This is a genomic window from Streptococcus sp. HMSC057G03, from assembly GCF_001808745.1.
Taxonomy (GTDB): Bacteria; Bacillota; Bacilli; order Lactobacillales; family Streptococcaceae; genus Streptococcus; species Streptococcus parasanguinis_Z.
The window spans coordinates 83,558-96,341 of record NZ_KV794429.1; the positions used below are offsets into that span (position 1 = coordinate 83,558).

At 32.1% G+C, this 12,784-nt stretch carries 9 protein-coding genes; all 9 read right to left on the reverse strand.

Annotation, left to right across the window (positions count from 1 at the left end; translation table 11 throughout):
* Window position 1: 1 nt before the first annotated feature.
* The gene (locus tag HMPREF2686_RS07470) at window positions 2–736 is read right to left on the reverse strand and encodes a hypothetical protein (RefSeq protein WP_070450017.1); all 735 of its coding nucleotides are present in this window, start codon (window positions 734–736) and stop codon (window positions 2–4) included.
* Window positions 711–2,390 carry a hypothetical protein gene (locus tag HMPREF2686_RS07475; RefSeq protein WP_070450020.1) on the reverse strand — a complete coding sequence of 560 codons (1,680 nt, stop codon included), beginning with the start codon at window positions 2,388–2,390 and terminating at the stop codon, window positions 711–713. The genes HMPREF2686_RS07470 and HMPREF2686_RS07475 overlap by 26 nt, the downstream gene beginning before the upstream one ends.
* Window positions 2,387–4,246, reverse strand: a complete 1,860-nt coding sequence (locus tag HMPREF2686_RS07480; protein WP_070450024.1) for a hypothetical protein — start codon at window positions 4,244–4,246, stop codon at window positions 2,387–2,389. Before HMPREF2686_RS07480 ends, HMPREF2686_RS07475 begins: the two co-directional genes overlap by 4 nt.
* A 12-nt stretch (window positions 4,247–4,258) precedes the next feature.
* The gene (locus tag HMPREF2686_RS07485; RefSeq protein WP_070450028.1) at window positions 4,259–5,518 is read right to left on the reverse strand and encodes a site-specific integrase; all 1,260 of its coding nucleotides are present in this window, start codon (window positions 5,516–5,518) and stop codon (window positions 4,259–4,261) included.
* Between the two features lie 724 nt (window positions 5,519–6,242).
* Window positions 6,243–7,403, reverse strand: coding sequence for an HNH endonuclease family protein (locus tag HMPREF2686_RS07490; RefSeq protein WP_070450220.1), 1,161 nt, complete (start codon window positions 7,401–7,403; stop codon window positions 6,243–6,245).
* A gap of 14 nt (window positions 7,404–7,417) precedes the next feature.
* Window positions 7,418–8,155, reverse strand: coding sequence for a hypothetical protein (locus tag HMPREF2686_RS07495; protein WP_070450031.1), 738 nt, complete (start codon window positions 8,153–8,155; stop codon window positions 7,418–7,420).
* A 1-nt stretch (window position 8,156) separates the two neighbouring features.
* Window positions 8,157–9,242: an adenine-specific methyltransferase EcoRI family protein gene (locus HMPREF2686_RS07500; RefSeq protein WP_070450034.1), complete on the reverse strand. Its 1,086-nt coding sequence runs from the start codon at window positions 9,240–9,242 to the stop codon at window positions 8,157–8,159.
* A gap of 302 nt (window positions 9,243–9,544) precedes the next feature.
* Entirely contained in the window at window positions 9,545–11,317 is a 1,773-nt protein-coding gene (locus HMPREF2686_RS07505) for a DUF4365 domain-containing protein (protein WP_070450037.1), read from the reverse strand.
* Between the two features lie 431 nt (window positions 11,318–11,748).
* Entirely contained in the window at window positions 11,749–12,732 is a 984-nt protein-coding gene (locus HMPREF2686_RS07510) for an acetylxylan esterase (RefSeq protein ID WP_070450040.1), read from the reverse strand.
* Window positions 12,733–12,784: the final 52 nt, after the last annotated feature.

Here is a 12,784-nt window from a genome sequence, read left to right on the forward strand (position 1 = left end):
CCTAGTAATTCGTTTTACTATCGAGTAAGTTTTTAATATTCAATATCTTACTTTTAGAAGGTTTGTTCTCATTTTGTTCTGTTGTTTTGTTTTTGATAAATGAAATTTCAGAATCTGCAGTAATTACCTGTTCTTTTAAGTATTGTTCAGTAACTGTCTGATGGTCAAATTCCAATAATCCCTCTTCTTTTAGTAATTCATTAGCTATTTCAGGATATAAACTTGTTTTAAGAAGATTTCTTAATTTTTTATTTTCCTCTGCCAACTCTTTATTCTTTCTCGCTTGCTCATTAAATGCGTATTTGCCTTCTTTTAGCTGCGCTATTTCACTTTTTAATTCCTCCATTCTCTTTTTAAGACTTTCAACTTCATCCTTATAGGCTATTGCAGCATCAACAATTCTTTTATAATGGCCATTAAGCTCAACCAATGCTGATCTGATTGCTTTTGGGGTTCTATTGGTCATTAAGAAACGTTCCACATCTAGAGTTTTATACGTTATTACTGTTTGATAAGTATCGTCCTCAAAAAGTTCCAATTTATCATTAAGGGCTTGTCTAAATTCTTTATTTCTTCTAATTGTTGTATCTGCAACCTGCGGAAATCCGTTGTTTCTTAGGTAACTCCCAAATTGTGGGATTTTGAATGTTTTAGGATCATTTGAACATTGTTCTTGTAAATATTGCTCAAATAACAACACCAATTCTTCATCATCGATGTACTTCTTTCTCGCCATTTGGAAACTCCTGTAACACTAGTTGTTTTTCAGTTAGGTATTCTTGATAAGAATGAGTAATAGTTTTAAGTTTTAAAAGTGCCTCACCAATATCTTCCATATTTCCCTTACCTGCTCGTACTCGTTTAATAGCTTCATCTACAATCAAAGCCTCTTCGTTAATTGATTTCTTAAAGGTTTTATCCATAGAAAAATAATCTTTCCCATCTTTTCTATAAAAGGGACAGCTAGTGCAAGCGCCTAATTCTGCATGAGAACTGATAACTTTTAGACAATCTGAATAATCGCCTTTAGCAAAGCGTAGTGAATAACATCTGCCTTTATTATCTAGAGAAACGTAGTCTTTGTTAACAGTGTATTTGTTCTGAGTTTTGCTGATAGCATAAGATGTTTGGGAGTTCGTTAATTTGCGATAAAGCTGATAGCTTCTACATTCAATAAACTGACTTAGATTTGAAAAATAATGTGAGGATGTTGTGACACTATCATGTCCAGCTAAAAGCATTGCTGTTACAGGGCTGGCCCCTTCTGCTATCAGATTGATCATTGCAATGTGTCTCGTATCTCCAATATGAATGAAATTAATCTCATGGTCGTCTAATTTCTCTGGAAAATTGATATGATGGACAAAATACCCATACTGTTGAGATACAATCTCATTAAAGAAATATTTTAAAATTGTATTTAAGTTACGATATGTTAAAAAACGATTTTTAGCACCAGTAACACGTTTCCATTTTCGATAATGGGAGTCTGTCACAAATAGAGTATCCAGTTGAGTAGATGACAAATCTTTTGTTAGATCTAAGTAATTTAAAATCTCACTAGCAAGCTTAAATGGTACTTCGTAAGTGGTTAAATAATAATCATCCGAAATTTTATGTGATACACTCTTATCTTTCCCTTTTAAATTATTACGTCTAAGAGTTAAGTAATATTTTCCGTCTTTTTCAGTGAGGCAATTTCTCTGAGTGAGCAAAAATTCCCTTGCCCTCAGTGGTACTACTGCTGTTATTTGCCACCATAAGTAAAGAGGGTAATAAAACAGTCTCTCTTCATCTGATAAAGACTTAGCCCAGTAATCGCTTAAAATATCATTAAAAAGAAAATAGGACTGAAATTGGGCTAACTTTCGTTGTTTTTTTGTGTTCAGTTGATAACTGGCATTCAAAAGTTCATCCATCTGCTCTATCAATTGACTTAATTCCTTATTTTCTAAACATGGTAGTGTAGAAAGAAAATCAATACACGTTGCTGGATTATTAATCTTAATATTTTCCATATTGAAATCTATGTCCCAGCTTACTTCTTTGATCAAGCGTTTTATGTCTCTTAAAAATATTTGGAGTGAAATCAAAACATGATGCTCCATAGATAACACTATAAAACTTTTTAGATAAACAATAAATTCATCATATGATAATAGAAATGCTGGTTCATAAAACCTTTTATAGCGGAATTTATTCAAGTTAAAAAAGAAGCTAACATTAGAATACTCATCAGTTGTTGCCCATTTATCTTCTTCAAATTTTTCTGTTAGAATTATTCCTTTTTCAACATAATCTTTAAAACATTCTTTTGCAGTTTCGATCATAGCTTCATCAAACAAGATAACTTCATTTACCTTGCGGAAAAGTTTAGACTGACTATTCAATTGACTAACTCCTTGATAATATCTTCATAATCTGATAAAACATCTTCACCATATTGTTCTGATAAAGCTTGCAGCATTTCAGTAAGACATGGCTTAATCTGTTTTTCTAAAATTGCTCTAACTTTACCTCTCTCAAGGTCATTTTTTAGTTTAGAGTATTGCTTGTTAAGTCGATTAAACTCACCAATTAACAAAAGTAAAGTAGATTTTGTTTGTAATTCAAACTGACAGCCAACACAGTGTTGACGGTCATCATAGGGACATAGTTTCCCTAACGCAGATAAGAGACACATACTTTCTCCTTGTTTTGAAAAAGCTTCACCGTTGCCAATTCGATGACATACAGTTAATAATTGGTCGGCTCCAACATTATTTTCAATTAATGTTTTTAATGCTTGTTGGGAACGTAAATCTGCACGAATACTCAACTCTAGTGTCTTTTCAATTTCTGCTGGCGTTAAATCTAAACTCTTAATCATCTGGGTTTGTTGGTTTGGACTTAATTCTTTATATTTCCCTCTAGTTACAATGGTCAAAAGCATAGATGGAATCATGGATAATACACCTCGTTCAAATAATTCTTTTGCTACCATCTCAGGTTTTAATTGCCCAAGTTGGGCATCTTTTAGATAAGTCGTTGTAGTTTGCGCAAATTCATTAAAATCACCTTTATGACTACGTGCTAATGCAGCTAAAAAATATCCCTTTATGTTTAGTTCTGATTTTTCTTCCAGAATATCATCTGCTAACATCGCTACCGATTGGAGATAAGATTTATTTGCGGAGCGGCTACTAAAGTTGCGTTCTAAAAAGAGATTCCCGATTTCATCTCCCATGTAATTTGAGATTTGTTCATAGGTGCTGATTCTACGGATCAATGCACTTGAAGTTTTTGAACTGTATGGTGAACTAATTTGATAATGCGCTTCACAGATAGCTAACAACGTTCCAATCAATACTTGACAGCTTTCAGGAACTTGAAATTTTAATTGAGTAACGTTTGAAGCTCTACTGGTTTTATTAGGAGTGATATTTAAATAAGTTAATCTTGTGGTAATACTTAATAGTGTTCTTCTAGCCTCACTGCTACTCCAACTCCCACTAGCTACTGCTTCTAGCACTTCTTTAGGTTTCCTATTCAATTTAGGATGACCCAATCTCATTAAATCAGTGGTTCTAAGAGCGCAAATAAAATGCAAAGCAAGATATAGCCATGCATCCGCATAGTTTTTCGAATCTGCTGCTTTGGAATACATATTGTTTCTTGTTATGTATTCTTCATTGAATAGATAATACATCAATTGCAGATACTCATCTAATTCATACGCCCCATTTGTACTCTCAATCGTGTAACGTTTTGTCATTTCAAAACTTACTCTGTAACGAGTGACCCCTTTATCAAGCAACCATTTAATAAACTGAATGAGATTATCACCTAGATATTTTGTGAGAACTTCTGTCGCTACTTCTACTAGTTTCTCCACTTCAGCATTGCTATATAGGAATAAATCTTTTGTTAAGTAATATGCTAGAAAATCAAGTAGATAAAAACGATTTGTTTTTGTTAGTTTTTGTTCTTTAGAAAACTGGATAAACAAGTCGCTTGTAGAAGGGAACTTTTTAGCAAAGATTGCTCCCATGCTCTCAACTCCTGGTGGTGTCATAAAATAGTCTTTAATGTGATTTTTAAGAACCTTTGCGTCTTCATCTGTGGTAGTATAATTTTCAAGATTTATTGAAACCCCAAACCAATCATTGTCTAGTAAAAATCCACTGACTTTCTCACGGTTCTTTAGTGTATCGACACCTAGCTCAATTAGAATTTTTTCAAGGTAACTTTTTAAATCTACTACCAACAGCTTCTCCTTCTAATGTTCTCCAAATAATTTTTCTGCTTGCCAATTCATATAATCAAAAACGCCATTGTTAACTTGACCATATTGTTTTGCAATTTCACCTTTATTTTGCAGGTAAACCCAAGCACTCTCAGGCGATTTATCACCTCTCGCAGACATGAGTTCGCTAATCTCAGAAACCCCAGATAAGACTAACTGTGTCGTGTACCAGTGTCTGAAAATATGTGGGGAAATATTATGTTCCTGTAAAAGTTGACCGAAGAAAACAACCTCTGCATCGTCAGCATTGAGATAAAGAGGAATCATCTCTTCACGAATGATTTTACGGAATCGTTGGTAGTACACGTCATAGGTTAACGCCTTGCCTTGTTTATTCAGATTGAGTGGCCCATAGTCCTTCTCATACTTCTTACCTTCCAGATAACTCATATAGTCATTGTAGGTGTCTAAAAAGACCTCTAAGAAGATATAAGGTACTGCTTGAAGTCTTTCCTTTTTAATCCGTCCAGTCGGCTTTAAATTGCTTCTTAAAGGTATTTCTTTTCGTAAGTCAATTTCAATCTTAAATACTTGACCATCACTTTGGTGGAATAAAATACCTGGTCCTAGAGGACTATCTTCACGTCTTACGTTACATACTTCTGATGGTCTTAAGCCTACAAAGGCTCCCAAAGCCACAACCATAAGTAAATCCTTGTGATATTGAGCAATGTGAGAAAACAACATCTCAAAAGCGCTATTTGGCATATCGCGAAAAATAGCTTTCTCAGTGTTGCTATCATCTACGTAGATTTCAAAATTTGGTTCTTTACGCTTTACAACTCGCCCTCTACTATTCGTAAAAGTTGTCGTATAATACAATTCTTCTGCTTTTAACTTTGCCTTTTCCTTTCGCTCATTTAAATAAAGAGTTAAGAAGTCAAGAACTGCATTTACGCATTTTTCAACAGTACTTTTCTTTCTTTTTCTGCTATCTCCTGGTAACTGAGATAATCCATAAAGCGTAAAAAACTCTCTGACCATTTCAAGTGTAAGTTGATCTACACTTTTAAGTCCAAGAGTACCAAATATGAAATTCAGAAACTTAACAACATAAGAAAAGCGTTTATTTCCATCATCTGAAATCGACTTGATTCTTGAAGTAGATTTAACATACTGATGAAAATTAGTAAATTGTAGATTGCCGTCATCGTGCTTTAGAACAATAAATTGCTTTGTCACGATGTTGTTATCACCTAAAACCAGTGAATGTTTATATACAACAAATCTCATGTTATCTCCTTGTTTAATATGACTGAAGGTTCTGACTGGGTTTTAGGATGTCAATACACAAAAAAACGATCAAATCAGTACCATTTTCCTTTGTGCTCTATACTGCATAAAGGAAATATCGATGAGTACTTTCATTGATCGTTATTATTATTTAAATTAATTCAAGAATAAAAGTAACTTCATCTAAGTAATAAGAGCAATTAATTAGCCCAGCAACAACGATAACCACAGCAACCCCTTCTAAACAATGAAAGGAATATCCGCCGTGGCTATCTATTTACTTTTTTTCTTTTACTTTTGTAAGTTACTTTTGTTATTTTTACTTTTTTGTATTATATCATATTTTGATTGAATTGTCATCTGAGATAGTGATTTTAAAGTTGTCGTCTATTCCTCAGAATTACTTGAAGAACAAGAAAAATTCGACAACAAAATTGTTGATCTTTTCAGTTATAAAACCTATGAAGGTCTTTCTGCAGGAACGGACTACTCCTAATTTGGAGATGAAGAATATACTCTTACTTATTCAACCGAAAATAATCAAACATTATCAAAACAAATCGCATAAAGAATCAACTAAATAGTTACACAGTATTTGTAACATAAATTGTACCTAGGATATTATAAAAGACAGTGGATTTAGTTCTACTGTCTTTGTATATAAAAATTCCTGTTATAAAAAAGATTGTATTCTTTTTTGATTATTGATATATAATTCTAAAAGTTATCTGTTTCCCTTTGCTCGATTGTGAGTTATACAAAGCATTTCACAATTCTCTAAAGAAGTTGCTCCTCCTTTACTCCATGCTGCAACGTGATCAGCTTCCATTTCTTTAAGTGTCCATATTTTATTTTTATTCAGGTTATTGCTAAGAGAGCATAATGGACAATTTGAACTATTTTCTTTCTTAGCTTTTTCAGTTTGAATTTTATAAACTATTTTCTTTGTAGCTTCATCAAAGATACGAATATCCAATAATTTCGTTTCAACAGAACCACCTAGAATATATTCAAATATCCCTTTTCTATTTTTTACATATGGGTCCGAGTACAGTTCTTTTACCTTATCAGATATTTCCTGGGGATTATATGCTGTATTTTTATATTTTTCGTATAAGCGTCCCCATTCTAGACCACGCATTTCTTTTTCAACATCAATAAATACTGTTGAAACCCAATCAATTACAGTATTAAAATATGTCTTTAATTCATCAATATTATCATCATTTCGATGAGTACTCATATAATCACTGATATTTCCTTTACTCACCCAATCTAAAGCTTTAGAGAGAAAATCTTGTCTATTTGCAACACCATTAATATATGCACTCCACTTTTGGATATTTATATTACGACTATTACTAAACTCCTCTTTAGCAAGAGTAACAAATTTACCAGAATAAACTGCATTTAATAATTCTTGTTCATTTAAAGGTATTCCTGCAATATTTATAGTTTTAAACCATTCTTTAATTTCTTTTTCGGTTCCTTCACAAATATAAATAAGAAGTTTTGTATTTAAAATTTTTTCTTGTTGCTCTTTTGGTAAAGAGTCAATATAAAGAGGTCGTCCATTCTCCATAATAGCAAACTTCTTTGTTAAAAATCGACCAATACTAGTAATACGTTGTTGTCCATCCAAAACTTCAAATCTATCTTCTTCAGTTTGATTAAAATAGATTAATCCCAGTGGATATCCTTTCAAAATCGATTCGATTACAGCAACATCTCTTTTACCATCGGCATAAATGTAGTTTCGTTGATACTCAGGCTGAATGGTTAATTTACCTGATAAACCAAACAAGCCTTTTCCCTCTAATTCATTATATACAAATCCATCACAAAGAGACTGAATAGTAATGTCAGTGTTCAAACTAGTTTTCATATGCATGGTACCTCTTAAGGAAGTTCTATATTTGGAGTATATCCTAAGTCAATCATATACTGATTAAAACCGTCCATATCTAAAGCATTTTTCAAATCTATAACTCTATATTTAGTCTTTGTTTCTGTTATATCATCTTCTGCAACTAAATTATCTTCATATGCGATTTGATCATTTCTCATCATTTCTTTAGTAGAACCTCCAATCAAGTAAAGTACTATATCAGAATTTGGATCTAAAATATTTGCTTTTGAGGTTTGAAATAATACACATCCAAAGAAATCTTTATCTATTTCTGACGGTTTGTATAGATTTGAATACTTACAAATATTTCTAAAATTGTAACGTTCATTACACAATGCAAATTTTACGCCATTTCTTGGAAACGATGATCTAATTTCAATGGTTTTGCCATTATTTAACATTAAATCAATTTGAGCCGAAGTATCAGTCATTTCTGTAAAACTTACAGTATTTTCCCCGAATACCAAATTGATATAGTGATACCAAGCTGATTCAGACAATACTCCCCCCATAGCATCACGAATCAAATTTTCTTTATCTCTTTGATTAGTAGAATCATTAGCTTTATGTGGATTGACTTGTTTAGCTAAATCCCAAGCTTTATTTTTAAAGTTTTCCAACATTGTTTCATTATTGTTAAGTACAGCCTTAATAACTAAATATTCCCTATTAATATTATTTGTATTTTTAGGATCTTGACAAATAATTTTTTCAAAATAAAAAGCCATTTTAATTCCTCACTTTTATAAGAATGCGTGAATAAATACGTTTATTATTTAAATACCCTCGGTCCAACTTGCCAACCCACGATTCCTTAATTAAATCATTTAATTTACCATCTTTTATATCTGTATCAATTCCTACAATTTCAAATTGTTCAGGATTGTACTTATCTAGAAAGCTAATTGGCACTCCCATAACTCCTTTAAAATCACTTGGAATTGCATTCGTATATGGTACTTCAATAGCTTCATAATTATCATATTCAACATAAGCATTTTTTCCCTCTAACTTTTTGTTAAATTTCAAATTATCAGCCATTGTCATTAACTGTAAAGCTTCATGACGTCTACCATGATCTAAATTTGTTACCCATATGGACGATACATTTTTTAAATTCACGCCATTAATTACTTTATCTACATCATTTTCATCAACTGTTTCAAACCACATCCCACCAGACCACTCTGTTCTACCAGACCATAATCTATTTTCTTTAATCAAAGGGAATACTTCTTTATAGGTAATACAATTTTTATTAGCGATAATAATAAATTTTTTTTCAGCTTCTACTATCCATGAGATAAATTCACGAAACAATGAAAAAGGAGGGTTAGTGACAATAATATCTGCCTCATCTCGCAAGGATTTAATCTCATCACTTCTAAAATCTCCATCCCCAGCTAAATATGACCATTCGAGATCGTCTAAATCAATAACTCCGTCATTATTATTATCTTTTGTTAAAGTAAAAATTTTACCTTGTTGAATAGATTTTTCTTTATCATAGATTGGGCTGTTTTCTTCAAACAATGATATTTGATATGTTTCAACTGATTTACTCTTTGGAGCAAAACTAGTACTAATTAATTTTTTTAGACCTAAACTTGTAAAATTTTGTGCAAAATATCGAGTGAAATTACTCCACTCAGGATCATCGCAAGGTAATAAAACCGTTTTATCCTTAAACACATCTGGATCAAATTCAAGATAAGCTTGAATTTCTTTTTCAATATCATAATATTGAGTATAAAACTCATCGTTTTTAGCTGATTTAGCTTTTGACAACTTTGTATTTTTTGATAATTCTGACATACATCCTCCTTGTTTATATTTAATTCTGTAATCCTACGAAATACTATTTAATACTGAATAGTATTAAATATAATGAATTATTCCACATTACCATTATAGGAATACTTAATACACATTTTTTCACGTAACTGTTTTGTAATCCCTAAATGTTTAGGACACCAAGTTATTTCTTCACAAATACTTTTCTATTTTATTTATTATATCATTTTTCTTAAAATATCACTAAAATCTATTGTGTTTATACCAGCACATACTAACATAAGAAAGCTTTAGTGCATTCTATTCAAATTATTTTTTGTAGTTTATTTTAGTTCGAACGCTTTATATAAATTATAAATAGGGTAATCCTGATATCTTTCTTGAGTTTCTTTATCTAACCTAGTCCAAAATAAATCAGCTTGTGGTTGTGGTTTTGATTTTAATAATACTGATGCGCCAAAACAAATTTCATCATTATCTTTATTATTCAATAAAATCTTAGTAAGCTTCTCTATTTCTGTATCATCTAATTCGCGATTTCTATATTTAATTTGAAGATCATTTATGATGCTTATGCAATTTTCTTTTATATGGTTTATGTTCCAGTCAGAAAGACTTTGAGCCCAAGTAAGCAGCTGTTCTCTTTTGGAAACTTCTTCTGTCATATCGGCTGCAGCAACTATTTTTATTATGGTATCGTCAGCACTCACGTTTTCTACACTATAATCAACTAATCTTTGATATGAGGCAATAACCGAATCAAAATTACAGTTATCAATTGTCAACCAATCTTCGGGTCTAAAAACCTCAAATAAAGAAATATCCTCATTCTCGCCTCTCCTGCACCAAGGAGTTTCAGTGAAAATATTTATCATAGTTCCATTATTATCTGCATGAAATGCATATAGAGTGCTAATATGTATGTTAGCAATCTTCAGATTAAGCAATTTCGATTCCTCGTAATTTAACGCTACCTTATTTTTTAGTACAAGGCCTGAATTAAGGATATTTAAATTTCTTTGAGTTTTTTCGTTAAAGAGGGATAAGTCAAGTTCTTTTTTTATACCCATTTTCTTCATGAAATTTGATATTTTCAACAATTCTTTTATATGACTATCTAAATTAAGCGAATGAATATCCGATAAAGACCGTTCATCTAGTTCCATACTAGTTCCATTGAGTTTGAAAAATCCTATATTACCTAGTTCTTTAAGTGCCTGAGTACACTTTATAGCATCTGACAGCATATTAGGTCTTGAATAATTAAATTTAGGTTGAGCTTTCCCTTTGTTAAAGGATATTTTAAAACCTTCCCCAAAATGAAGCTGTACCCCTCCGTCAGGAAAATAATGTCTCTCTACATCTTCAAAAATATAATTTCCTATCTCAATAATTAAATCTGTTGCTTCGAAAGTTTCAACAATCTCTATTGAGTTTTCAAGTGGAATTTCGATGTCAGTTTCAGGATCCCTAAGATAAAGAAAGAGGTCGTGTTCCTTCTGGTAATTAAATATTCCTTCATGCCCCTGACCATAAAAGTAAAGCTTGATCTCTTTATTATTGGGTATGTTTTCAATTGACATCCCATCGATATTTATAAAACTATGCTGTTTCTGACTATTAGTAACAAAATCAACTAACATCGGATAAATTTTTTGTTCATCTAGTTTATGAATCTGTACCGAAAGCGTTTTATTAATTGTAGACTTATTTTTTAATTTACTTCTTTTAATTATCTTCTTTATAGAAAAAGGTGGTAGTGACTTATAAAAAATATCTTTTAAATTACCGTTCTCATCTAACCAAACTACGAATAAAACTACACCACCGTTTTTTGAATACAATTCCAAATCACGCATATCTACTGGGAAAGATTTCATTGAATTGTTCTTACGTTTAGTTGCTTTAATTTGGACAGGTACTCTCCCAAATATTTCACTCTTTTTCTCACTAGCATTTTTAAGAACATGAATTTCTCCATCCCACGCTGGAGTTTTATCATTGTTATCGAAATAAGTCTGAAGCAGCTTATTTCTGTTAATAAATGTTTCTAGAAATGAAACGCCTAACGTTTCAATTTGTCTATTATTTGCCAAATTATCACCTCATAACATAACACTATGTATCATTAATTATACCATCAACAAAATAAAAATCTATATCTTGTGTTAAGTAGGAACATAAATAAGTTTCAAAAAAATGTACAATTGAACCACCACTTCTTCTGCTGTTACTTGAGTAAAAAATGTACAAATCAATTTCTTAGATTTGATTATATGATGAACTATAAAACATACAAAATGTCACTCCAGAATAATGTACAAAACAAAAATAAAGTACACTTTTTAAAGAATGTACTTTATGCTTCTAATTCAGTTGTATCAATGGTTTAGCTCTAATTTAGTCAATTGTACATAAACTTTTAGTTTTTATAGGACTGTTTTGTATCCCTTTCTATACTAGATCCCTTTTAAACACAATAAAATCAGCAAACCTCATGGATTTACTGATTGTTTTCTTCTATAATTTATTTTTCTACATATCGAAATGGAATCTTGCTACCACAGAGCCAATTAAAGACTCGATCATTGACTTGAACATTCATAGCTTCATGCGCATATTCTGGCATAATTAAATGCTCTTTTGGACATTCTAAGCGATTATAAATGGCAAACTGCGTTTCAGGATAACAAACATCATCATCTAGTCCTGTAATCATGTGAACTTGTCCTTTGATCCGATGAGCAAAATTTTTCACATCAATATAGGCTAAAGTCTGCATCAAACGATCTTCCGTTTCATGAAAAGGATCATGGAACTTGAAATAACGGAAAAGCTCGTCATAGGCCTCGCTGGTGTTCCCGATCTCTAATACACGTCTGAAATCTGATAAGAATGGATAAATGGCTACCGTTCGTTGTATACGAGGATTCAATCCAGCAGCAACCAGGGCCAAGGCACCACCTTGTGAGGCTCCGTAACTAGCAAGTTTGCTGTCGTCTACTTGAGGAAGGCTGGCTACAATTTCAATTAACTGGTAAAGATCTAAGTAGACATCCTTATAAAAGAGTTCATCCTGACCTTCTACGGCTCCACGGATAATCTGTCCTTTTACGGTATTTCCAAGTGGTGAACGATCTCCGTCTGTTGAAAAACCTGACTGACCTCTTACGTCCATAGATACAACACCATAGCCGGCTACTGTATAAGCTAACATATCAGCCCAATCCCAACATCGTCCCATATAGCCATGAAAATGGAAAATCACTGGAACCTTTTGATCCGTTTTTGGGAGGATCATTCTTGAATAAACAAGTCCATCTCGTGTTCCTTCAAAGGTTAATTCATAACAAGCAACATTTGGAATGTTGAAATTCCGTTTTTCAAGCTTGTATTCGGGCAGTTCAGTCATCTTTGCTAGGGCTTGATCCCAAAAAGCATCAAAATCTGCGGGAACCTCATCCCGTCCCTTGTAATCTTTCATTGTTTCTAATAATTTGGGATCTTTCATAAAATCCTCCTTAGGCATGTGTAATCGCTACCAAAAATGTACCATATTTACT

Bases quoted from the DNA above. Each gene is read 5' to 3' on its own strand.
- HMPREF2686_RS07470 (WP_070450017.1), bottom strand. From the start codon at position 736: ATGGCGAGAAAGAAGTACATCGATGATGAAGAATTGGTGTTGTTATTT.
- HMPREF2686_RS07485 (WP_070450028.1), bottom strand. From the start codon at position 5,518: ATGAGATTTGTTGTATATAAACATTCACTGGTTTTAGGTGATAACAAC.
- HMPREF2686_RS07490 (WP_070450220.1), bottom strand. From the start codon at position 7,403: ATGAAAACTAGTTTGAACACTGACATTACTATTCAGTCTCTTTGTGAT.
- HMPREF2686_RS07495 (WP_070450031.1), bottom strand. From the start codon at position 8,155: ATGGCTTTTTATTTTGAAAAAATTATTTGTCAAGATCCTAAAAATACA.
- HMPREF2686_RS07500 (WP_070450034.1), bottom strand. From the start codon at position 9,242: ATGTCAGAATTATCAAAAAATACAAAGTTGTCAAAAGCTAAATCAGCT.
- HMPREF2686_RS07510 (WP_070450040.1), bottom strand. From the start codon at position 12,732: ATGAAAGATCCCAAATTATTAGAAACAATGAAAGATTACAAGGGACGG.